The sequence below is a fragment of the Marivita sp. genome (genome assembly GCF_020055635.1).
In the GTDB taxonomy this organism is placed as follows: Bacteria; Pseudomonadota; Alphaproteobacteria; order Rhodobacterales; family Rhodobacteraceae; genus Marivita.
Window position 1 is genome coordinate 1 of sequence record NZ_JAIPUT010000044.1, and the last position, 23,183, is coordinate 23,183.

Consider the following 23,183-nt stretch of genomic DNA (forward strand, 5'->3'; position numbering starts at 1 on the left):
CCATACTCCCCAGGCGCATCGCACCACCGCAAACCATTGCGATTGATGAAAATTATGCCACTCAGAACCCTTCGATCATCAACCCGGGGCTTGCCATGGCTCTTGGGGAAAAACGGTTTCAGGCGCTCAATTTGCGCCTCGGTCAGCCAGTAAAGATTGCTCATAGATCAGGTCTCCTTGCGGAGCCTGAATCACGACACCGGACTGAAATCAATGGGTCTGGAGCCTAACTCGGGTGCCAGCTTTCAATTTTTCAGCACGACCGCTTGGCACTTGCAGAAAAGGTCCGCCCTCCGACCGAAGGCTGTCGCTGATGGAGTGGTGCTCTGCCAGGGGCGTTTCCGGACCTATTTCCGCTTGAACGCAGTCAGTGCCGATGACAGCTCGGGGTTTTCCGTGGCATGCGACTCTGCGGTGCAACCCAGCCGGTAGGCTTCCGCAGCCTGCCGCAAGGAGCGGATGCCGGCTGCGGGTCCGTCAGGATGGCTCATGATCCCCCCACCCGCACAGAACAGGAAGTCCTCGTTCCCGACGGCTTCAGCCGAGGGTGCAACTTGCCAGGCTGTCTGGCCGGAAGAAAAGACCGGGAGCGCGGTGAAAGCAGGCCCCTCGTCGGAGATCCGCGCCTGGACCGCGCGTGCCGCCTCGGCCACGGTCTCGTCGCTTTCGGTGAACTTGTTGCCGATGCCGTTGACGTGAAGATGGTCCGCTCCTGCGAGTCTCCAGAGTTTCTGCATCGCCGGAAAGGAAATTCCGATATGAGGGGATCGCGAGAGAAGACCCCAACCATTGCGATGACCGTGCACCGGCAGCGGGCTGCGTTCACGCAGCGCACGAAGGCCCACGAGTCCGAGAGACTGAAGCGAGACCATTGCGCAGGTCGCGCCAAGCTTTTCGAGCAGATCGAGTCTGCGGGACATCTCGTCGATTTCGCCCGTGATGTTGAAGGCGTACATCACCTTCTTTCCAGTTCGGTCCGCATGCGCGTTGAGGACCGCCATCACCTCTTTTGCCCGGTCCTCCAGAGGGCAGGCGGGGCCGCTCGACTGAAGTTCGTCGTCCTTGATGAAATCGATACCTGCCTCGGCGAGGTCGCGTACGAGGATCGCGGTTTCGGTGGCGGAGAGACCAACGCTCGGCTTGATGATCGAGCCGAACATGGGGCCTTCGGGTACGCCCATCAGGTCGCGCGTGCCGGCTATTCCGAAGCGGGGTCCCGGATTGGCATCGATGACCTCTCTTGGCAGGTGAAGGTCGAGCAACCGGATGGCCGACAGTTCCGCCAACTCGAACAGGTTGCCAGCGACCGTGGCCAGGATATTCGGAAGCGATGGCCCCATTGTTGCGATCGGCCAAGAGATGGTGACCTGGCCGCGCTCGTACCGGTCTCCCTTTATCCGGCAGGGGAGCGAGGGTGCCGGCGACTCTCCGGTCACCACGCAGCCCTCGATCCGGGCGGCCGACCGGTCGCGCAGCTCATCCGTTTCGGCAGCGAGGCGGACAAAAGTCCCTGTTGATTGCTCTCCCGCAAGCACTTCCGCCGCTTGCTGCACGCCGACAGGAGACTCGATATCGTATGTGGCCGTAATCCGGTCTGTCATGTTGCTCGCGCTCCTCCGCCGTCTCGAACCCAGTTGAAGTAATCGGTGCTGCCCATCTGCCCCCCTTTCAGCGCCAACTGGAGGCCGTCCATCGGTCCGTCGGCATGGGCCCGGCATATCGGCGCTCCGGGGATCGTCGGCGCGAGAGCGGAGAGTGCATAAATCCCCAGCTCGGTACAGACATGCCCAGACGTGTCACCCCCGGACACCACCACGCGCCGCAGATGTCGCGACTCGATCAGGCGTCGCAGGATGCGACCGAGCGCTTGGCCGATCCTGGCATTCACGTCGGATGCATCTCGTCCCGCGAGTTTCGCCTCAAGCCGTTTCACACCCGGATCATCCGGGCCGGCGGCGCTGTGGATCAGGGGCAAGGATCCCGTGTCGAGGACGTTCAAAGCTTTGTCGAGCGCGGCTTCCTCGGCCGCGGCGAGATCACCCGACGAACCGCAGGCCGCTAGGGCGTCGAAGCCTACCGATGTAAATCCGTCTTTGGTGGACCATGCGATCTGATCTGCCGTGACCGGAGAAACGGAGCCCGACACGACGGCCATCTTCTCTACGCGACCAATGCTGCCGACGAGCTGCGGCGGTTCGACAAGGCCCTCGTGGAGCCAATGCCTTACGAGGGCGTATTGTACGCCCTGAGAGCCGATGACAAAGCGGTTCAGCGTCCTTCCCTGCCACAGCAGTGCGCCCGCGGCGGCCTCTTCAGCCGGCCCGATCTGGTCGAGGGTAAAGGCTGCTGCACCGTCCGCCGCAGCAAGCCGTGCCGCCGCGTCTCTTATGTCCGCCAGTGCTTCGATGTCCAGGCAGTCGACTGCCAGTTCAGTTTGCGTGCCAATGTGTCGGGCAACATCCGCTTCTGCCATCGGGGTCACCGGATGACGGGACATCACGGGGTGTCGGTCGAGCCGAAAGACCCCCTGCACGGTTCCGGCAAAAAGATTGCCGAAGGCTTGGTAGCGCCGCATTTCGGGGGCGGCCACGATGATCGGCACGGAGCGCGGCGCGAAAGCCTTTACTCCGAGGTTCAGCGCCCGGCCGATCGATCCTGTCGACACAGACGAGTCCAGCGTCGAGCACACCTTGTAGTGGACGAGTTCCGCACCGCTCTCGGCGAGCTTGCGAAACATGCGCGGCAGGTGCTCATCCATCCACTCGGGCGATTTGGTGCGGGCCATCGTTGCGATACCCAGTCCCGAGACGTCCTTGAACTGCGCCAGCTGGGCGTCCGTCGGCTCGGCCAGAAAGAGCACCGATTTCAGTCCGGCGAAGGCCAAGACCTCCATCGTCGCTGCGGCACCGGTGAAGTCATCACCGATCCAAGCCACGAGAGGCCGTCCCCGAGGTAAGGAGGACGCTGTATTTGCGCTGACCGCCTGCGTCATATATTATCTCACTATACCAGTTGCAGGAAATATCGCCCGCAAGTTTTGCGCTCGATGCGGCCCCGAACTCAACGGAGACTTCACCCCGTGATCGACACGCCCCAAGTCGCCCAAGACCGGATTGTCAGGCGTAAACTCTCCGATGAGGTCTTCGACCGGTTGCGCACCATGATCCTGAACGGTGAGCTCAAGCCGGGCGACCCGGTGCCGGCCGAACGCGATCTCATGACACGCTTCGGAGTCGGCCGACCCGCAGTCCGAGAAGCCCTGCAGACGATGCATACGATTGGCCTCATCACTATATCTCATGGAGAGCGAAGCCGCGTGAATGAGATCAGCCCGACCACGGCCTTCACGCAGGTCGATGCCATCGCCCAATTCCTGCTTACGGCCGCGCCGGAAAACCTCGATCATCTCAAGGAAGCCCGAAAAATGTTCGAGGTGGGGCTCATCAAGATTGCGGCCGAAAAGCGCGCTGAGGAAGATCTCGAAGATCTGCGCATGCTCCTCGTGGAGCAACGCAAGGAACTCGGCAACGCGCAGGACTTCATTCGCGGCGACATCGCCTTTCACAGCAAGATCGCCTCGATTGCCGGCAACCCGATCATCACGGCCATGGCTGAAGCAATGCTGAAGTGGATCTTCCACTATCACACTTCGCTCCTGCATTGGTCGGGCCGTGAGGATATCACACTCGAGGAGCACGAAAGGATCATCGAGGCGATCGCTGCACGGGACCCCTCGGCGGCCGCAGGCATGATGGAAGTTCACCTGGATCGCTCCGCAGCCAATTACCGTCATCATCCCTGAGACCCGGAGAACGGATGTTCGGCGATTGCATAGGGTCCAAGCCGTATCTCCTCGCCGTTATCGATTTCAATCTTGATCTCGCCATCAGTAAGGTTCGCCAACAGCAGAGTTTTTTCGACTACAAGCGCCGCGGCCGTTTCAGGCTGAGATACGGACACGTCGCGTACCGTCTGCCCGGCCAGGCGCGACAGACGCGACAAGAGATCGCCAAGCGGCGTCAGAATACCGTCTTTGCAAACACCTCGCGGCCCTGACCCCGACGCCGGGGTCCAGACCTCGATCCCGAAAGGCGCTATTTGCGCAAGATAGCCAAGCGTGAATGCCGCGCCGAATTGGGCAAAGTGCCGAGGATCGGAGTTCGCCATACAGAGTCTCTGGTCCTCGGGATTGTCAATCGTCCGAGAGCCGTAGGGGTTCTGCCGCATGGGAATCGAGGACAGTCCCAATCGGTAGGGTTTCCCGCCGGCGATCGCTTGGCCGGATTTGAGAATCCACGGCAAGGCGGTCAGGGTCTGCATGACACTTCTGTCATCAGCCGCGTGCACGATGGGGTTGGTTCCATGGGCCACGAAGTCGAGCATCGCGACCGGCGGCCTCTTCCTGTTGAACTCGGTAAAATACGAAAGCATCCCACCGCCGCGAGGAATGTCGGGGAAAGCGCGTGCCGCCGCCGCATGGACGTTCTCAAGCGGTGGGCAGTCCGGCCAGGTACTGCCGGGCGGCGTCGATTGCCGGTCAACCGAAGGACAGACAAACAAGGAGGCGATCGGCAGCGTCGCCGCCCGGACCTGTGCGGCCAGCTCTGCAAATTCCGCGTCGAGGTCACCGTCGCATCGTGCAGCGTATTCGAGGTCGACAGCGAGGGTCAGTCGGGTCTGCAACCGGGCAAATGGGACGAGGTCCGTGTCTCCCGTCTCGGGGTCGAGATGTGCCGTGATCCGCTGCGGAGCGATGCTCTCGAGGGGCGCCAGATCGCTCAGCGCCTCACGAGCCTCGGCGGGTGTCATCACCAGTGCGAGTTCCGGGATGCGGCATCCGTTCAGGGCACCAATCGAAAGCTTGACCTCGTCCTGGGCGGAGGTCCGCTGTCCTTTTCCGCTGAAACTCAGCGACACGCTCTGCTGCAAGGGTTCCCCGTCACGCAGACGATAGGGCCAGGGCCGGGCGAGTGGCCGGTTATAGGTCTTGAACGATGCGTCGGACCATTGCCGCTGGTCCTCCATCTCGAAAACATCGCCATTCAACGTGCAGCAAGTGATTATGCCGGACTGCTCATGGGTCAGACTACGGATATCCTTGAACGGCTGCCACGGTTCGATCCGATCCGGCAGATTGCTTTCCTCGGTCGTCCCATCGGAATACTGGACCGTCAGTCGGCAGGCCGATGCGGCGATCGGATGCAGGACGGTAAAACCGGCCCGATTTGTTTCGAAATCGCCGTCGGATCGGGCCGTCGCGTGTACTTCCAGGCGATCATGCGAGGCCGTGACCACCAGGCTTGCTCGAAGTCGAGCATCCCCGTTCACGAATTCGGCAGTCCAGGCGAGGGTCAGGCCGCCTGCGATCTCTTCTTTCGTCACCACACCCAGTCGAGGTGCGATGGTGCCCCAGTCCCGGTCGCGGACCGGGAAAGTGACAGCACGGATCACTTCGATTTTGTCGAAACGGATGTCATGCAGCCCGCCATCGAGCAGCTCGAAACTCAATCGACCCGTGTTGAACCGCTGTGCCTGTGGCCGGAACGCCTCGGTGCCGAATAGCGGGATCAGATCACCCATCGCTCAAAGCTCCTCGGGCGTGATGGTCCTTGCTTCGGCGGCGGAGAGATAGGCGGCCTCGACCAGCGCCAGCGTCCGGAGATTGTCGGCCCCGGAAGTTTCGGGAATTCGGCCCTGGCGAAGGCAATCCGCGAAGTGCCGCTGAATGGTCACAACGCTCTCCTGGATGTTGTGCCAAGGCTTTTCTGCCCAAGGATCGAGTCGCGGGGCGACGTCAATGACGTCTTTACCTCCGGCACTCTGGATCGTCAGCCGGTAGCCCGCATCGAGCCGCAGCGTGCCCGTCTCGCCGTCGATCTCGAGCAGGGTCTCGGGGAAGGTTTCAGGCTGCCTTCGCGTGGCATAGGAGCAGTCGACGACGCTCGTCGCGCCGCTGTCATGCGTCAGAAGAATCGTTGCCACGTCCTCACCCCGGATTTTCGGGTTCACGCGCTGGATCGAAGCCGAGAGGGTCCTGACTTCGCCCATGATGGCCCGGGTTACGTCGAGGACGTGGATCCCGAGGTCCTGAATGATGAAGCGCTCATCCGTCGCCAAGTAGGGCTGGCCGGAATATACATCGTAGCCAGAACGGAAACTTGCCCGGCAGAAGAACGGCGACCCGATCTTGCCCGTCCGCACCGCATCGATGGCGGCGCGAAGCCCGGACTGCCAGCGAAAGTTTTCATGCACCATGAAAACGCGGCCCGCCTCCTCGACAGCGGCATTCATGGCGCGGGCATCTTGCATCGTTTCGGCAAGAGGCTTCTGGCAGATGACGTGAAGGCCCTGCCGGGCCGCGAGTTCTACGAGCGCGCGATGAGATGGCACCGTCGTGGCGATGTCCACGAAATCGAGCTTCTCCGCGGCAAGCATCTCGGCCGCATCGGCATAGCGGGCGGCAACGTCGAATCTGTCGCCGATCTCGGTCAATCGTGCCGGATCGCGATCGCAGATTGCGACGATCTCCACGCGGTCGACCTCTTGCCAGCCGTGCATCTGGTTCACCGCGAAGAACCCGCAGCCAATCAGCCCGCCTTTTAGCACTTCATTCATCAAGATGTCCTCCTGTCTGCTGCAACATGCCTGTCTTTATGCTGCTCACCGAGAGCCGCATCGACGACCAATTCGAATTCCCGCCAGCGCGGTAAAATTCTTGTCGCTTCTGGACACGGGATCCGCATATCCAGGGGATCTCGGATCCCGTGACTCAAAGACGATCTGCGCTGCTTCGTCCGGCTCCGGCGTCTGTGCTGTTGCCAGAGCGCTGACGGTTCGGCTTGATTTCGCGCGTGTCAGGTAATCCGCTGAATGCTTGCGGCGATTTCGTCGGGTTCGAACACCCGCTTCCAGTCCTCCTTCATCAGGACGGGCTTTCCGAACTCGATGGCCTTGTTGCAAGCGGCGGAGAATACACCGTCGATCTCGTCGAAGATGACTGCGCCCAATATGTTCAGATGACCAAGCAGAAAGTCGCGCGCAGCCTCTTTCGGCACTCCGCGGGCGACAACTTCGTCCATTGCTTCCCGCATGACATCGAGAAGCGACGCGCAGACCGTTTCGGAAAGACCCGGCTCGAGCAACGCCATCTGTTCGACCGTGACCCGATGAGACCGGAAGACCGGGGCATAAATGGCACGGCCGACCTTGTCGCCCAGAGCGTAATGCTCTTCAGGACCCTGCATCAGCGCGTTCACGATGGCCTGTTTCGCCGCAATTCCGCCGAAGTGGTCACGCCTGCCTTCCGCGGTTTCTTCGTTGTTGAAGATCGGAGGATGGCAGGGATGGGACACGAAATAAGTCACGTCCTGACGTTTCGGCAAGTGTCCGGCGAAGGGACCCGCAGCGTCGAGGCAGACGACCATCGCGCCGCTTTCCACTTGGTCGATTATCTGGTGAGAGACCGCTTTTATGGCGGTGTCTGGCACGGCAAGGACCACAACCTCAGCTCCAACGAGAGCATCTTCGGTATCTACGCATTCGGCCCCGACGGCGTGTCTCAGCCGCTGCTGCCCCTCCTGCGATATCTCGACATGCGCCACATCAAAGTCCGTCTTCGCAAGGTTGCGAGACAGGCGAACGCCCATTTTGCCGCCTGCTCCGAACAAAGCCAGCTTGGTCACCTCGCGCCCTCCTGTCATTCTCTCATTAACTGGTATGATCTGATAATGTTATGAACACTGTGTCAAGCGGAGATCCCGGCGCTTGTCATGTTGCGCGGGTTTGCACAGTTCGAACGCTTGCCGCGGCGTGCCGCGAGGAAGCCGAACCAATGACGCGGCCCTGCGGCATTGATCGTAACCGGGAGGGTCGCAAGCCGCAGGGCGGGGGATCTCATAGGAACTTACGACGCGGCAAGGGAGTTGCATGTCATATGACATCGGCGTTTGCCGGGAAGGGGTTCATGCGACATGAGGCGAAACGTATCCTGATTGTCGAGGACAAGGTCATCATCGCTATGGATGTGGAGGACATGGTGTCCGACTGCGGGTGTGTCCCGGTCGGGCCGGTTTCAAACGTCGCCGATGGCATTGCACTTGTCCAGCAGACGGCGCTGGATGGCGCGGTTCTCGACATAAATCTCGGTGAAGAGCGGGTCTGGCCCCTGGCGGAGGTTCTCGACGACCAGGGCGTCAAGATCGTGCTGGCGAGCGGATACGCGACAACCGAGGTGCCGGCCCGTTTCCGCGATCGGCCAATGCTCGAGAAACCGCTCAGTCAACGCGCGCTGGCCGCCGCTTTGGAAAGCCTCGGTCTCATCGAGCCGCGCTCGTAATTCAGGAGGACGCGTCCGCCGGCTTCAGGATTCTGCCGGCCGGCGCAACGATCCGGCAACGGTAGCCTTCGGGCGGAAACTCGTGCTCGCAAGTGCCCTGAAATTCGTGATTGGTCGAGCGTGTGACGAAGTCCAGCCCGAACCCGTGCCGCTCTGGCGGATGAACCGGCGGGCCGCCGCTCTCGATCCATGCGATCCTGAAGTCCTGGCCGTCCCGCACAGCCTTTTCCCAGCTCAGCGTCACTTTCCCGTCGCCGCCTGACCATGCGCCATATTTCGCGGCGTTGGTGGCAAGCTCCTGGAGGATGAGGCCAAGCCCGACCACGCTCTCGGATTTCAAGGCGAAATCCGGACCCTGCATGTCAAGCTGATGCGTGTCGGCGCCCACGAATTGGGACAGGACGGCTTCGGCCAGTTCCGCGAGGCTTGCGCCTTGCCAATCCTGGCGAGACAGCAGGTGGTGGGCCGCGGCCATGGCATGCAGCCTGCCGTTCAGCACCTCCATCATCTCGTCCTTCGTCGCCGCCTGCCGACCGCTCTGGCGGACCATGGATTGCACGCTGGCCAGATTGTTTTTCACCCGGTGGTTCAGCTCTGATACCATGGTCGAAAGCCGTTCCTCGACCTGCTTGCGCTCGGTGATGTCGACGAAGGTCAGGACGGCGCCCTGTACCACCTCCTTCTCGTCGCGGTATGGAAGAATGCGCATGATCAGCGTCTGCGCCGGCGCGCCGTTGCTTGCTTCGACCTCGTGTTCGATCTGCTGGCCGGTGCGGATCACTTCCGCCACCTCGGCCTTCAGCGCCTGGAAGTCGATGCGTCCGGCAAGCTCGTCGAGCGGGCGGCCCATGTCGTGGTCGCGCAGATGGAACAGCGGCTTGGCGGGAGGGGTGAAATTCCGGATGCAGAAATCCGTATCGAGGAAGAGCATCGCGATCCGCGTGTTGGTGAACAGGTTCTTGAGGTCGCTGTTGGCGTGGCTCAGATCCTCGACCCGCGCGGACAGCTCGTTGTTGACCGTGCGCAATTCCTCGTTGATCGACTGAAGCTCCTCCTTGGATGTCTCAAGCTCCTCGTTGGAGGATTGCAGCTCTTCGTTGACCGAAGACAGTTCCTCGTTCGAGGCGCGCAACTCCTCGTTCGAGGTTTCAAGCTCCTCCATCGTGGTCTGGAGTCGCTCCTTCGTGCTCTGAAGCTCGATCTCGAGCGCGCGGACAATTTCCTCGTCGCCGCCGCGGCGCCGCGCCCGTTCGGTACTTTCGGCCATCGCGGCCGGTCCGGTCTGGAACAGGACAAGACAGCGCTGGTCGGCAGGATCGTTCCCCGGCAGGGGTTCGGCAATCAGAGTGAGGTAGCGGCGGTCGTCATCGCGACCAACGATGAGGTCGTCGCGCACCAACCGCTCGCCCGAGGCCAGAACCTTGGACACAGCGGATTTCACGTCCAGGGCCACCTCGGTGCGCAGCATCGCGCCAAGATTGGCCGTCGGGCGGCCACGCGGCAGTTCAAGGAAGGCACCGGTCCCGCTCGAGGCCTCGAGGATTTCGAAGTCGCCATCGACGATGACATAGGCGGGCGTGTACCGCTCCAGCAGTCGGTGGGCCATCCGCGTGGCGGGGTCGCGATCGGCGGGCCGGTCACGCGCATCGGGCCGCGATGCGGCCTTGGACCCCTTGCCGTCGCCCGCGGCGATCGGAAATTCCGGCAGCCGTGCGGATTCGCCCACGCGGCGGAAGATGCGGTTCTTGCGGTCGGCCTCGGCAAAGAGGTTCTCGGAGGCGCCCGCGTTCTCGGCGGGTCCGAGGAACATGAAACCGCCGGGCCGCAGCGCATAGTGGAACACCGGCATCAGCCGCTTCTGCAACCCGGAGTTCATGTAGATCAGCACGTTGCGGCACGAGATCAGGTCGATCCGCGAAAACGGCGGGTCGCGCAACAGGTTGTGCTGGGCGAAAAGACACATCTCGCGCAACTGCGGGCGCACGACATAGGAGCCATCCTCGATTTCGAAGAACCGCTCCAGCCGCGCTTCGCTCAGGTCGGCGGCGACGCTGTGCGGATAGCGTCCGAGGCGCGCGAAATGCAGTGCGCTTTCGTCGATGTCGCTGCCGAAAATTTTCACTTCCGGCGGGCTTTCCACCTGTTCGCGCGCCTCTTGGCACAGCATGGCCAGGGTATAGGCTTCCTCGCCCGTCGCGCATCCCGGCACCCAGACGCGCACTTCGTCATCTGCTGTCTTTTCCTCGAAGATCGGGCGGATCGCCTTCTCGATCAGCGCGGCAAAGGCGTCGGGGTCGCGAAAGAACTGGGTCACGCCGATCAGCAGATCGCGGAACAGGCGCGCCGGTTCGCGGTTGTCATCCCGCATCAGCGCCACATAGGCCGCCAGTGTGTCGATACCCTGCATCTGCATGCGGCGACGGATGCGGCGATCGATCGTGCTCGACTTGTATCCCGAGAAATCGTGGCCGATGGAGCGGCGGAGCATGTCGCAGATCTCCTGTCGCTCGCCATCCGCGACCTCGACCTCGCGGGCGATCGGCCGTTGCCGGATCAGGAAGTCGACGAACAGTCCCGGCATGTCGCCGACTTGCACCTCCCTGTCCACAAGGCCGGTGCGCGTGGCGCTCAGCAGCATGCTGTCGTATTCGGCTGTCTGGAGCGTCTGGGTCAGCGTGAGACCGCCGGCCTCTTTCACCGCCTTGAGGCCAAGCGTGCCATCCGTGCCGGCCCCCGACAGGAGCGCACAGCCTGCATGCTCGCCCTGGTCCTCGGCGAGGGAGATCAGAAAGGCGTCGATGCTCGTGCGCCGTGACAGCGGGTCGTCGTCTTGGGCGGGGTGCAGGATGCCGTTGCGGATCGTGATGACCTGTCCCGGCGAGATGACATAGATCCGGTCGGCCGCGACCTGTGTATTCCGGGTGACTTCCTCCACCGGCAGGTCGGTCCGGCGCTCGAGGATTTTGCAAAGCTCGCTGTCGCGGTCGGGCGCCATGTGCTGGATCAGCACCCAGCCGATGCCGCTGTCGGCGGGGATGTTGGCCACCAGATCCTGAAGCGCCGCGATACCGCCCGCGGACGCGCCAACGCCCACGATCGGCGGAGTCTGGCCTGCTTTGTCCTGACGTTCTGCCTCGTCACGCCCTTCGCCGCTCTCTTGGTTCATGATAGCGATTCCCTTGGTCTTTCGGTTCGCAACCTATCCAAATCGTGGCATGGACGCGACCGCAATGCACCAACCGACCTGACGCCACCGGTCCTCGCCGGTCGATTCGAGTATGCCGCGATCCTGGTTCAGAAGTGAATTCGGCGATCAGATCTCGCCGCCAAGGCAGCGTCGTCAGACGGATCAGGAGCGGCGACCACGAGAAGGTCATGCGCCCGGTCACGCCCGCGTTCAGCCGCCGCGGCAGACACCGAGGGCGCGCCTTCGCCAAGACCGATGACCACTCTTGCAGACGGACGCGCCACGCGCTGTTGCGTCGGGCACGTCCGCTCTTCAGGATCGCAGGCTTTGCAGGATGCTTGTGGCAACAAACACGAGTGCTGCGGCGCAGACGATGGATGGCCCCGCCGGCGTGTCGAGCGCATAGGCCGATTGCAAACCGATCACGGCAGAGCCACTGCCGATGACAGCGGCGGTGAGAGCCATTTGTTCCGGCGTGCGTGACAGTGGCCGGGCAGCGGCGGCGGGGATGATCAGCATGGCCGCGATCAGCAAGACGCCCACCACCTTGATCGCGACGGCAACCGTGATGGCCAGCGCCAATGTCAGGATGAGCTGTTCGCGCTTCGGGTCTATCCCGCTGGCATGGGCAAGTTCCGCGCTGATGGTGGAGGTCAGCAGCGCCGACCAGCGCCAGCCGATCAGCCCGACAACCAACGCGGCACCCCCCCAGATCACCGCCAGATCGCCGCGTGACACGGCCAGAATGTCGCCGAAAAGATAGGCCATGAGGTCTATGCGGATGCCGGACAGGAAAGACACTGCGACCAGCCCGAAGGCCAGTGCGGAATGCGCCAGCACACCCAGGAGCGTGTCCATCGCATAGCCCCGTCCGGTCAGCACCGTCACGGTCAGCGCCATCGCAAGCGCCACGGCGACGGCCCCTGCGAAGATCGAAATCTGGAGCGCAAGCGACAGGGCCACACCCAGAATTGCGGCATGCGCCGTGGCGTCGCCAAAATAGGCCATCCGCCGCCAGACCACGAAACTGCCCAACGGGGCGGCGGCAAGTGCCACGCCGACACCTGCCAGCGCGGCGCGCGTCATGAAATCATCCAGCATTATTCGGCGGCCTCGGTCTCTTTTCTGGACGGCTCGTGGTCGTGCCGGTCATCATGTGTGCAGGTTTCGTCATGGGTGTGGTCATGTTCGTGCCGGTAAAGAGCCAGCGCGCCGCCAGTGCCGGTGCCGAAAAGCGCGCGGTATTCCGGCGCGGCCGAGACGATATCGGGCGTGCCTTGGCAACAGACATGGCCGTTGAGGCAGATCACCCGGTCGGAGGCGGCCATCACCACATGCAGTTCATGGCTGATCATCAGAATTGCGCAGCCTGTTGCCTGCCGCACCTCCTCGATCTGCCGATAGAAGGCGGCGGACCCGGGTTGATCCAGGCCCTGGGTCGCCTCGTCCAGCAAAAGCAGGTCCGGCTCGTTGATGAGGGCACGCGCCAGCAGGACCCGTTGGAACTGGCCTCCGGACAAGGCGGACATCTGGCGGTGAGACAGGTCGGGCACGCCGGCCCGCTCCAGCGCCGCTGTGCAGGCCGCGCGCGTGGTGCCCCCGGGAAGGCGCAGGAACCGTTCCACCGTGATCGGCAGAGTCGGATCGATATGGAGTTTCTGGGGGACGTAGCCGATCCGCAGCCCGGGTTTTTGCATGATCCGCCCGGATGTCGGATGCGTCGCACCGATGAGCAACCGCAACAACGTGGTCTTGCCGGATCCGTTCGGTCCGACGACGGTCACGATCTCGCCCGGCTCTACCGCGAGGGACACGTCGCGCAAGACCATGTTCGCGCCATAGCTGACGCTGATATTCTTCGCCGAGATCAAGGTCATGCTTCGGCCTTGTCCGCACAAGCAGGACAGATGCCTTCTGCTTCGACCACGGTCCGTTCGATCTTGAACCCCGTGGCATGCGCCGCGTCTCCGAGAGACCCGCGTGCCGGCGACGATTGCGCTTCAGCCACCGAATCGCAAAGCCGGCAGATCATGAACGCCGGAGAGTGAGTGGCTCCGGGATGGGCGCAGGCGATGAAGGCGTTGAGGCGTTCGATCTTGTGCGCAAAGCCGTTGGCGACGAGAAATTCAAGCGCCCGGTAGGCCACGGGTGGTTGCGAGCCGAACCCGGCATCGCGCAGCCTGTCAAGCATCTCGTAGGCCCCGAGCGCGCGATGCTCCTGCAAGAGGATTTCCAGCGCCTTGCGTCGGACCGGGGTGAATCGCAGCCCTGCTGCCTGGCAATGCAATTCGGCCGATGCGAGGCCCGCGCTGATGCATGAGCCATGATCGTGTTTCTCGAACCCGATCGGATTGCTCGGCCTGATCTTTCCGGCTTGGGCGGAGCTTGTCATGTTATTTCATTTCCTGTACCAAAAGGTAACGTTATATAATCACATGGAGCCGCATATGTCCAGAAACCTCATTCCCCTGTCAGTCGCGGCAACCTTGCTTGCAGGCACGGCTTTGGCGGATGTTCCGAATGTGGCGGTCGATATCGCGCCGGTGCATTCGCTCGTGGCGCGCGTGATGCAGGGGGTGGGAGATCCCTCCCTGATCGTGGCACCCGGGGCAAGCCCGCACGAGTACAGCCTTCGCCCGTCAGAGGCCGGCGCGCTGCAGGAGGCAGATCTGGTTTTCTGGGTCAGCCCCAACCTGACACCCTGGCTGGAAGGGGCGATCGAAACATTGGCGGGTGACGCGACGATCATCGAACTGATCGAGGTTGAAGGAACAACCGAACTGCCGTTCCGGGAAGGGGTTCTGTTCGAGGCGCATGCACATGGCGATGTGGACCACGCAGCGAAGGACCATGACTACGGGGATCATGACCACAGCGATCATGCTGTCGAAGAGGGCCACGACGACCATGATCACCAAGAGCATGGCAACCATGAGGATCACGAGCACGCTGGCCAGGACCATGGCGAACACGACCCCCACGCCTGGTTGTCACCTGACAACGGCGCAGTCTGGCTGAACGCCATCGCTGCGCAATTGTCCGGAGCCGATCCGGACAACGCGGGCACCTACTTTGCCAATGCGGCGGCAGCGCGGGAAGAATTGGCCAGTCTGAGGGTCGAAATAAACGACATTCTCGATCCGGTGCGGGACCGCAACTTCATCGTCTTCCATGACGCCTATCAATATTTCGAGACAGCTTTCGCATTTCCCGCCTCGGGCGCCATATCGGTTTCCGATGCGTCCGATCCCAGCCCGGCCCGCATCGCCGAGATCCAGGCCCGCGTCGCGGAGCAGGGCGTGACATGCGTGCTGTCTGAACCGCAGTTCGCTCCCGGTATCGTGGCGGCGGTCATGGACGGTTCCGAAGCTCGCACCGGCGTGCTCGATCCGCTCGGGTCAGACCTCGAGCCCGGCCCGGACCTTTACGGCAAAATGCTACGCAACCTTGCCACGGCACTGGCAGGCTGTCTCTGAATTTTTCCAGACGCGGGCTGCCGGATGTCACAGGCAGCCCGTGAAACGCGGTGGACCGTGCGGGAACAGAGTTTCCCGCATATTCGTCGGATGGGTGCAGGTTTCGGGTCGCTCCACCCGTCAGGCCGCTTCTCCCGAGGTTACTTTGGAAGAGCGCAGCGGACGGCCCATGTCAGGCGCGATATTTTCGGCGGCATCAACGACGATGCGCTGCACGACGGGCAGGGCGCGCAGCGCAGCTGCAAGGCCTCTGGCAGGCGGCACAGGCACGGTGAGCGCTCCGCGAATGACCGCAGCGCCGGAAAAATCAATGATCACAGGCCTGAATCCCGCTTCGACCAGATCCTGGACAAGGCTGTCGAGATTGTCGCCTTCGTCACCTTGACCGCGCAAAAAAACGGTTGCGACGCTGTCATCCACCATCTCGATGGGGCCATGGCGGAACATACCCGCTTCAAGGCCCATCGCCGGGATCCGGGCAAGTTCCAGAAAGGTCAGTGCCAGTCCGTCGGCCAGCCCCTGCAAGGCACCGCGCGCGCAGAAAACGGCGCTGCGCGCCGTAGACAGCTGCGCAGTGGCGGCGGAGGTGTCGGGCAGACCCTTTGGCGTACCAAGAGCGTCAGACACCCCGGGCAACTCGGCGCCGAGCGCTGAGAGGATCGCCGCATGTTGTGCTATCGTGATGGTGACGGAGCGCGTGGCGGCATAGCTTTTTTCTGCTGGGCCGGCCCCGGTCAGGCACGGGATTTCCCGAGCCAGGGGGCTGTCGGCGTTCAGCGTGAGACCGTGCAGGGGGCCAAGGGGACCTGGCTCGAGAAATTTCAAAATCTCGCCCGACGCGCCGGATTGCGATGTCAGCAGGCGCACGGCCGGGCCCGGCAGGGGAGCCCGCATATATTCGGAGATGACATGTGCGGTCGCGTCGATCCCGACGCGGCGATAGAACGGTTCGGCCAGTCGGTTCACCCAATGCGACCCGCCGATACCCAGCAGATGCAGCCGTCCCGTTTTGCGAATGTCATTCGCCGCGCTTCGGGCCGCCTCGGATTGGGTGTCGAAGGTTTCGGCAGCGTCGCCAAATTGCCGCCCAAGCTCGGTATTGATGATATCCAGCCCGGTTTCCATCACTTTGTGACCTCTCGAATCTTCGGGGTCATCGGTTGCCCCTGGCTGTCGAAAAGATGGATGCGGGTTTCATCCGGTGTGAGAAAGACGCGGCGTCCTGACTCGAACCGCATCCGCCCGGTCGCCCGCGCGATCAACGGAGTATCGGACACATCACTTTCGATATGTACGAATGTGTCGGCGCCCAGTTCCTCGGACAGAAGAACCGTTCCGCTCCAGAGCCCGTCGCTGTCAGAAATCGTCAGGTCCTCGGGGCGGATGCCAAAGGTCTCTGCGCCTGCGTTCTGGGCCACGGGGCCGGTGATGAAATTCATCCTGGGGCTGCCGATGAAACCAGCGACAAACCGCGAGGCGGGTTTTTCATATAATTCCAGGGGCGCGCCCACCTGTTCGACCTTGCCCTTGTTCAGCACCACGATACGATCCGCCAGCGTCATCGCCTCGACCTGATCATGGGTGACATAAATCATCGTCGTATCGGTGAGCCGGGCATGCAGGCGCGCGATCTCGACACGGGTGTCCCCGCGCAGCGCGGCATCAAGATTGGAAAGCGGTTCGTCAAACAGAAACACACGCGGATTGCGCGTGATGGCCCGGCCGATGGCGACGCGTTGGCGCTGTCCACCCGAGAGCGCACGCGGCTTCCGGTCAAGCAACTCTTCGATCTGGAGCATCTGCGCGGCATGGGTCACACGCTGCCGGATCTCCGGTTTCTTCAGCTTGGCCTGTTCCAGGCCGAACGCCATGTTTTCATAAACACTCATATGCGGGTAAAGGGCGTAGCTTTGGAACACCATTGCCACACCGCGTTGCGCCGGCAGGGTGTGGGTCATGTCCTTGCCATCAATCAGAAGGGCACCTTTCGAGATGTCCTCGAGCCCTGCGACCATGCGCAGCAAAGTGGACTTTCCGCAGCCTGAGGGACCCACAAAAACGACGAACTCGCCCTTTTGAAGTGACAGCGACACGTCCGAGACGGCGCGAACGCGGCCAAAATCCTTGCACACGTTCTTCAGTTCAACAGTTGCCATGTCTTATCCTTTCACCGCGCCCGCGGTCAGGCCGGAGATGATCTTGCGCTGGAACACGAGGACCAGCATGACAAGCGGCAGCGTCACGATGACGGACGCCGCCATGATGCTGCCCCAGGGTATTTCAAACTCACTTGCGCCCGATATCAGCGCGATGGCGACGGGCACCGTGCGCTGGGTGTCGGTGGACATGAATGTGAGCGCGAAGAGGAATTCGTTCCAGGCATGGATGAAGGCCAAGAGTCCGGTGGTGACCATCGCGGGCCAGAGGAGCGGCAGAAATACCCGGCGGATGATGGTCAAGGGCGACGCACCGTCCATGATCGCCGCCTCCTCGATCTCGATCGGCAGTTTCCGCATGAAAGTGGTCAGGACCCAGACCGTGAAGGGCAGGGTGAAGATCATGTAGGAGAACACGAGGCTCCAAAGCGAATTGAAAAGCCCCATCCCGCGCACCAGCGTGAACAGCCCTGACAGCACGGCGATCTGCGGAAACATCGAGACCGACAGGATCAGCAGCAGCAGTTTTCCTCTTCCCCGGAACGGGATGCGCGCCAGGGCATAAGAGGCCGTAACGGCAAGCCCCAGAGAGATCACAACCACGATCGTGGCCACGAAGACCGAATTGAGGATCTGCTTGCCGAAAACGCCATTGGCGAAGGCATCGCGGTAATTCGACAGGTCGATCACCTTGGGCAGGTAATTGACGTCGAAGATCGCCTGTCCACTCTCCAGCGACGTGAGGATGGCATAATAGAACGGGAAAACCGCCTGGGCCACGATCAGGGTGACAAGCGCCCAGAAACCGATGCGTTTCAGAATGGCCATCAGCGGTCCTCCTTGCCTTCGAGATCCATGCGCGTGGCATAGATGAATCCGATCGTGATGAGCGCCACGATCAGGAAAAGCACCGTCGATGCCGCCGATCCATAGGCGAACCTGTCGTATTCGAACAGATTTTCCCGCGCGAAGAGCGACATCACACGGGTTGCGTCGGTATTGGGCGTCAGCACGTACACGATATCGAAGACGCGAAGCGCATCCAGCCCGCGGAACACCACGCCGACCAGAAGCGCGGGCATGACCAGAGGCAGCGTCACCTTGCGGAACACGCGTACCGGGTTCACACCGTCAAGCTTTGCGGCTTCGTAAATGTCACCCGGGATCATCTGAAGGCCCGCGAGGATCAGCAGCGCCATGAACGGCGTCGTTTTCCAGATATCCACCATCATCACCGCGGCCATGGCTGTTTCCGGTGTCGCTGTCCAGGCGATGGGGGCCGAGATCAGGCCGACCTTCATGAGCATGTCGTTGATGATTCCGAACTGGTCATGAAGCATCCAGCCCCACATCTTGGCCGACACCACGGTTGGAATTGCCCAAGGCACCAACACGGCGGTCCGCACGATGGCGCGACCGGGAAACTGCGCGTTCAGGACAAGGGCGATGATCAGCCCGAACAATGTTTCGAAAAAAACGCTGACAAAGGCAAATTTCAGAGTGTTCCAAACGGCGCGCCACCAGCGCTCGTCGACAAGCAGCCCGTCCCATTCGCCTTGCCCGTTGCCGTAATCGAACCACTCGAGATAATTGCGGAACCCGACCCATTCGGCACCGTCGAGGTCGTTTAGCGACGCGTCGGTAAAGCCGAACCATATGGTCTGAGCCAGCGGATAAAGCGCGACGGCTGCCAGAACCAGGAGCATGGGCGTCAAGAACATCCAGGCGGCGCGGGTGCGTTGCGTGATAAGGCCGGTCTTCCGGGACATGTCCATTCCGCTTGTTTTGGAAATGCGCCCCCGCCGGTGGGCGGGGGCAAGGGGTGCGTGTCTTACCAGGCGTCGCCCTTCAGGCGCGTCAGCATGGCGTTGAGGCGCGCCACGGCCGACTCCGCGTCCATCTCGCCGGACATGACGGAATGGGCAGCGGTCCAGATCTCGGACGAGACTTCGTTGTAGTCGCCCTTCGTCGGGGCCGACGGCCGCGAGATGGCGCCGTCAATCACCGGTTTCCACAGGGGGATGAAGGGTTGCTTCTCGGCGATTTCCGCATCTTCGTAGAGCGCCGTCAACGTCGGCGGACGCGAGCTTTCGATCGCGCGGGCCCGCTGGCTTTCTTCGTTGTTCAGGAAACGCACGAGCTGGATCGCTTCGTCTTGGTTCTGGGAATATTTCGCAACCGCAAGATGCGATCCGCCCAGGATGGAGGCGGTCTCTCCGCTATCACCGGCGGGCAGGGTCGTGACTTCGACCACGTCCTTTATCGGGCTGTCCTCGCCGTTCACCAACGCATAGGCATAGTTCCAGTTGCGCATGAACACGGCATTTCCGGACTGGAATACGCCGCGGGCGTCTTCTTCGGCGTAGTTCAGGATGCCCGGAGGCGCGATGTTCCCGACCCAGCTTGCTGCCAGGTCAAGAGCTTCGACCGCCTTTTCGTTCATCACGGTGATTTCACCGTCCGCGTTGACGATCTGGCCACCACCGTTCGAGGCGATCCATTCCATCGCGTTGCAGGTCAGACCCTCGTAGGCCGCGCCCTGGTAGACGTAGCCCCACATGTCTTCATTGCCGGCCTCACGCTCGGCTTGCATGATCTCGGACGCTGTTTCGGTCAGCTCGGTCCAGGTTTCCGGCATGTCCTTGCCGTATTTCTCAAGCAGGTCGGAGCGGTAGTAAAGTGCGGGCGCCCCCAGGAACATGGGCAACGCCACGAGCTTGCCGTCGACTGTCTGGCTTTCCACCGCAGCTGGTACGAACTGGTCGATGATGTCAGCCGTGGCTTCTGTCAGATCGACGAAGTGATCGGCCAGTTGCGGCGCCCAGATCACGTCAAGCCGATAAACGTCGATATCCTGCGATTCCGCCGACAGCCACAGGCGGAACTGCGCGAACTGATCGGTCGTGCGTTCGGGCATCGATACAATGTTCACGGTGTGCCCTGTTTCCTCTTCGAAACGGTCGAGGGCGACGCGCAGAACCTCTTGGTCTTTCCCGACAGCCCCATGTACGATGTTCAACTCCGCTGCGTGCAGAGCTGACGTTCCGAGCGTGGCGGCAGCAAGCCCTGCCGCTAAAAACTTTGTTCTATTCATGTCGTTCTCCCTGTTTCATGGATTGATCACGCCGCTTGGCAGAACAGGGGCGACGCCCATGCCATCTGCCCGTCCGTCTGGCGCAAACGGACGTAGAGATTTTCCCCGGCCGTCACCGGCCCGAGAGGAACGCTGCCATGCCATTGCCAAAGGGCGGTTTCGGGCAGGGGATGAAAGCGATATGCAGGGCTGTCGATCGGACCAAGATTGCCCGCAAGAGCCCCCTCGCGCAGGCGCGAGGCAGGAATGTCGATCTGCCGGCCGCTGAGGGTGGCGCGAATCACGGCGCCCTCCTCGAGCCTGAGCCGCAAGGCAATGCCTTGTGTGGCGGTGGTGGAATTGTTCGGGTTCGCCTCTGCCGTGACGGCGAAATGCGAGATACCATCCTTGAGCGCCCATTCGGCACGCAGATGTTCCCCATCCCGGCCTTCCAGCGGCGACACCACCTCGGCCCCGCGAAAGCGTGGCTCCATCGCGATGATCTCGCCTGCGTCGATCCGGATTTGTCCTTCCCAGCGGTGTTGGGAGCCGCGTGCGCCCCAACCCAGTTCCAAGTACAGGAGCGTCTCGTCAAGGTTGCCGATGGGTGATGCGGCCAGCGCAGGCGATATCCGCTGAAACAGCCTGCCGTTGCGGATCACATCGATACATTCGATGGCGCCACCCGCCACCGCTTCGACATTCAGTACGGCGTCCGGCGCAGGGGGCACGATGCTGCCCTGAATCGCGTCGCCGATCGCGGTCAATAGATGGATGTTCGGTCCGGTCAGCGCATTGGTGTGCCGCGAGGTCAAGCCCTGCCAAATACTGTCTCGATCATTGCGCGGTGCATAGACCGACATCCGCCCATGGCCGTACGAGCCGGGAAAGGCACTATGATGATCGGTATTTCCGACGATTCCGAAGACATGACCCTGCGCCAGCCCCCATTCCATGGTCGAATGCCCATCGACCGGACCCATGGAGTGCAAGTAGCTGCGCGGGCTCTCCGATGTCTCTGCGCAGCCATGCATCGAGTTCATCTCGACAAAAGGCGACAGGCTCGGGTCGAACGTGTCCCAATTGATGCCCCGAGCGCCTTGTCGGTAGCCAATGTGATGTGGAAATGCGAAGGCCCGGTTGGGCATGTCGCGGTGCAGCGCCGCTTTCAACTCGGCGGGGCTATCGGCCAGGTGCAGGGGAGCGCCGTCAAGATCGCGGTACACGATCGTGTAGTCGCCATGTTCCGTAGAATGGATTTCATATCCCGGAAAGACTTTCAGACCCTCGGTTTCGGCAGCTTCAAGCGTTTCATAATGCTCTGCCCAGCCTGCCCGCAGCTTGGCAAAGCCATCGACATGGAATTCGACAATATGGGCCACGCTGGGGTCGTCCACCGGCATGTCGGGCCAGTGTGCGTGTCCGGTGATCGACACGAAATCCAGTTGCAGCGCAGCGCGAGAAAGAGCTTCGGAAAAGCGTCCGTGGCCATAAGACAGATCGCAATGATTATGGATGTCACCGAACAGCGGTGTGACCCCCAACCGGTCCGCGCGTGGCGTCAATCCATGGCAGAGATGAGGGCGGGTCATAGGAAATCCTGCGTCAACGGGTTCACGGGACGGCCTTGTGCGGCCATGGATTTTTGCGCCGCGTGAACGATGCGCAGCGATGCCAGCCCGTCGCGAACCCCCGCAGGTGGCAATTCCCCGTCGATGAAACGGCGCATCGTGCTCACCAATTCAAGATCAGCGCCGAAATGCGACGAATCCCGGTTCGCCGCCCCGGCTTTGATCGTCTCATGTCTTGCGCCGTGGTCCGCAACGAGGTCGATCTCGCCTGAGTGACGCTCCATCCGCAGGCGGCCCTTTTCTCCTATGATCTCGAGCGTTTCCTGATCCGTCGAAAACGGGCCAAATATGGTGAAGAAAAGGCATGCGACGATGCCGTTGGTGTAGCGCAAGGTGACGACCGCATGATCATCGATGTCTGAGCCGGGCAGATAGACGCAATTGTCGTTGCGGTCTTCGGGTGCCGTGGCATCGATCCAGCTTGGATTGGGGACTTTGCCGACGCCTTCTGCGACGTCGATCAGGGTTTCGTGCCGACGGTAGGGGCAGTCCCGGTCACATTCCGAACAGCGGGGGGGCGCGGTCGGATCGGGCGCAAAGATGGAAGACCTTCCCCCGGTCGCGGTGACCGACACGGCCTCGCAGCCCGCGATCCAGTTGAAGACGTCGAAGTGATGCGATCCCTTGTCATTGATCGCCCCACCCGAGGCGGCATTCGTGCGATGCCAGAGTTGCAGGTAGCGGGTATAGGGGATTACCGAACGCAACAGCACCATCTGCGGCACTCCGATGGCATCATTGCGTGACAGGCCGATGCTTTCGATCCATGGACGTTCATAGCGGCGCGTGAACCCCATCATGATGGGCTGACCCGTTTCGGCCTCGATCTGCATGATGGCTTCCGCATCGGCCAGATTGACCGAGATCGGCTTGTCGAGATAGATCCGCTTGCCCGCCTTTGCGGCCGCACGCACGGGTTCCAGATGCGCGCTCGTGTGTGTGGTAACCAGCACGATGTCAATTTCCGGATCGGTCACCGCGTCTTGCAGGGTGTCGGCGACCCGCACGTGGTGCCGCACACCCTGCGTGGCATAGATCTCGTCGAGATAGGCCGCGGCGTGCATCGACCTGTCGCGCAACCGATCGTGCACACTGACGATGCGAAATCCTGTGTCCCGCGCCAGTTCGGCCATTCTGCTGCCGACATAGTAGATCCCGCGCTCGCCTGCGCCAATGATGGCAACGCCTATCGTCCCAGCCGTTTCCGACGGTTTGGTCCTGCTCAGTTGGCTTGTGGCTACGGAACTCATGGCCGCTCCCGTGTCGTGGATACGGAGGAACGCTATGTGAGTATAATGGGCCCGAGAAGTCGAGTTATACTCAGA

The 23,183-nt window shown here is 61.9% G+C and carries 20 protein-coding genes and 1 pseudogene; 3 read left to right on the forward strand and 18 right to left on the reverse strand.

Translation table 11 applies throughout. The features are described from left to right. The 3 genes from LCF60_RS17400 to LCF60_RS17410 form a co-directional block, all read right to left on the reverse strand. Window positions 1-164 (reverse strand): transposase (locus LCF60_RS17400; RefSeq protein ID WP_292293541.1); only part of this gene is annotated, 164 nt, incomplete at its 3' end. A gap of 183 nt (window positions 165-347) precedes the next feature. Continuing rightward, entirely contained in the window at window positions 348-1,601 is a 1,254-nt protein-coding gene (locus tag LCF60_RS17405; RefSeq protein ID WP_292293502.1) for a ribulose-bisphosphate carboxylase large subunit family protein, read from the reverse strand. Continuing rightward, the gene (locus LCF60_RS17410; RefSeq protein ID WP_292293504.1) at window positions 1,598-2,935 is read right to left on the reverse strand and encodes a four-carbon acid sugar kinase family protein; all 1,338 of its coding nucleotides are present in this window, start codon (window positions 2,933-2,935) and stop codon (window positions 1,598-1,600) included. Before LCF60_RS17410 ends, LCF60_RS17405 begins: the two co-directional genes overlap by 4 nt. A 144-nt stretch (window positions 2,936-3,079) precedes the next feature. Between LCF60_RS17410 and nanR the strand changes: the two genes are divergently transcribed. After that, entirely contained in the window at window positions 3,080-3,802 is a 723-nt protein-coding gene (nanR, locus tag LCF60_RS17415; protein ID WP_292293505.1) for a transcriptional regulator NanR, read from the forward strand. On the opposite strand, the gene LCF60_RS17420 is transcribed toward nanR, so the two are convergent. From LCF60_RS17420 to LCF60_RS17435, 4 genes and pseudogenes are all read right to left on the reverse strand, one after another. After that, a complete protein-coding gene (locus LCF60_RS17420; protein ID WP_292293506.1) occupies window positions 3,793-5,580 on the reverse strand; it encodes a hypothetical protein in 1,788 nt (595 codons plus the stop codon). The genes nanR and LCF60_RS17420 overlap by 10 nt on opposite strands. 3 nt (window positions 5,581-5,583) lie before the next feature. Continuing rightward, window positions 5,584-6,615 carry a Gfo/Idh/MocA family oxidoreductase gene (locus LCF60_RS17425; RefSeq protein ID WP_292293542.1) on the reverse strand — a complete coding sequence of 344 codons (1,032 nt, stop codon included), beginning with the start codon at window positions 6,613-6,615 and terminating at the stop codon, window positions 5,584-5,586. 239 nt (window positions 6,616-6,854) lie between these two features. Further along, a complete protein-coding gene (locus LCF60_RS17430) occupies window positions 6,855-7,364 on the reverse strand; it encodes a phosphogluconate dehydrogenase C-terminal domain-containing protein (RefSeq protein ID WP_292293544.1) in 510 nt (169 codons plus the stop codon). Between the two features lie 96 nt (window positions 7,365-7,460). Further along, window positions 7,461-7,700 (reverse strand): annotated as a pseudogene (locus LCF60_RS17435) (NAD(P)-binding domain-containing protein); the annotation flags it as partial. A 263-nt stretch (window positions 7,701-7,963) separates the two neighbouring features. On the opposite strand from LCF60_RS17435, the gene LCF60_RS17440 reads away from it, so the two are divergent. After that, window positions 7,964-8,335, forward strand: coding sequence for a hypothetical protein (locus LCF60_RS17440; protein WP_292293508.1), 372 nt, complete (start codon window positions 7,964-7,966; stop codon window positions 8,333-8,335). 1 nt (window position 8,336) lies between these two features. Here the strand turns inward: LCF60_RS17440 and LCF60_RS17445 are convergent, their stop codons facing one another. From LCF60_RS17445 to LCF60_RS17460, 4 genes are all read right to left on the reverse strand, one after another. Beyond that, complete coding sequence (locus tag LCF60_RS17445) at window positions 8,337-11,501, reverse strand: CheR family methyltransferase (RefSeq protein ID WP_292293509.1); 3,165 nt, start codon at window positions 11,499-11,501, stop codon at window positions 8,337-8,339. 333 nt (window positions 11,502-11,834) lie between these two features. Beyond that, window positions 11,835-12,623 (reverse strand): metal ABC transporter permease, encoded by a 789-nt coding sequence (locus tag LCF60_RS17450; RefSeq protein WP_292293510.1) that lies wholly within the window; start codon window positions 12,621-12,623, stop codon window positions 11,835-11,837. Beyond that, window positions 12,623-13,399 carry a metal ABC transporter ATP-binding protein gene (locus LCF60_RS17455; RefSeq protein ID WP_292293511.1) on the reverse strand — a complete coding sequence of 259 codons (777 nt, stop codon included), beginning with the start codon at window positions 13,397-13,399 and terminating at the stop codon, window positions 12,623-12,625. Before LCF60_RS17455 ends, LCF60_RS17450 begins: the two co-directional genes overlap by 1 nt. Next, window positions 13,396-13,914, reverse strand: coding sequence for a transcriptional repressor (locus LCF60_RS17460; protein ID WP_292293514.1), 519 nt, complete (start codon window positions 13,912-13,914; stop codon window positions 13,396-13,398). Before LCF60_RS17460 ends, LCF60_RS17455 begins: the two co-directional genes overlap by 4 nt. A gap of 55 nt (window positions 13,915-13,969) precedes the next feature. Here LCF60_RS17460 and LCF60_RS17465 point away from each other — a divergent pair, with 55 nt between their 5' ends. After that, entirely contained in the window at window positions 13,970-14,998 is a 1,029-nt protein-coding gene (locus LCF60_RS17465) for a zinc ABC transporter substrate-binding protein (protein ID WP_292293515.1), read from the forward strand. Between the two features lie 120 nt (window positions 14,999-15,118). Here LCF60_RS17465 and LCF60_RS17470 read toward each other — a convergent pair whose 3' ends face one another. From LCF60_RS17470 to LCF60_RS17500, 7 genes are all read right to left on the reverse strand, one after another. Continuing rightward, window positions 15,119-16,123, reverse strand: a complete 1,005-nt coding sequence (locus tag LCF60_RS17470; protein ID WP_292293516.1) for an SIS domain-containing protein — start codon at window positions 16,121-16,123, stop codon at window positions 15,119-15,121. Beyond that, window positions 16,123-17,154, reverse strand: coding sequence for an ATP-binding cassette domain-containing protein (locus tag LCF60_RS17475; protein WP_292293518.1), 1,032 nt, complete (start codon window positions 17,152-17,154; stop codon window positions 16,123-16,125). Before LCF60_RS17475 ends, LCF60_RS17470 begins: the two co-directional genes overlap by 1 nt. A gap of 3 nt (window positions 17,155-17,157) precedes the next feature. After that, window positions 17,158-17,982: a carbohydrate ABC transporter permease gene (locus tag LCF60_RS17480; protein WP_292293519.1), complete on the reverse strand. Its 825-nt coding sequence runs from the start codon at window positions 17,980-17,982 to the stop codon at window positions 17,158-17,160. Further along, window positions 17,982-18,923, reverse strand: a complete 942-nt coding sequence (locus LCF60_RS17485) for a sugar ABC transporter permease (RefSeq protein ID WP_292293520.1) — start codon at window positions 18,921-18,923, stop codon at window positions 17,982-17,984. Before LCF60_RS17485 ends, LCF60_RS17480 begins: the two co-directional genes overlap by 1 nt. Before the next feature lie 62 nt (window positions 18,924-18,985). Continuing rightward, the gene (locus LCF60_RS17490; protein WP_292293521.1) at window positions 18,986-20,248 is read right to left on the reverse strand and encodes an ABC transporter substrate-binding protein; all 1,263 of its coding nucleotides are present in this window, start codon (window positions 20,246-20,248) and stop codon (window positions 18,986-18,988) included. A gap of 26 nt (window positions 20,249-20,274) precedes the next feature. Beyond that, window positions 20,275-21,819 carry a hypothetical protein gene (locus tag LCF60_RS17495; protein ID WP_292293522.1) on the reverse strand — a complete coding sequence of 515 codons (1,545 nt, stop codon included), beginning with the start codon at window positions 21,817-21,819 and terminating at the stop codon, window positions 20,275-20,277. Continuing rightward, on the reverse strand, window positions 21,816-23,108 hold the full coding sequence (locus LCF60_RS17500) for a Gfo/Idh/MocA family oxidoreductase (protein ID WP_292293524.1): 1,293 nt from the start codon (window positions 23,106-23,108) through the stop codon (window positions 21,816-21,818). The genes LCF60_RS17495 and LCF60_RS17500 overlap by 4 nt, the downstream gene beginning before the upstream one ends. Between the last annotated feature and the right edge of the window lie 75 nt (window positions 23,109-23,183).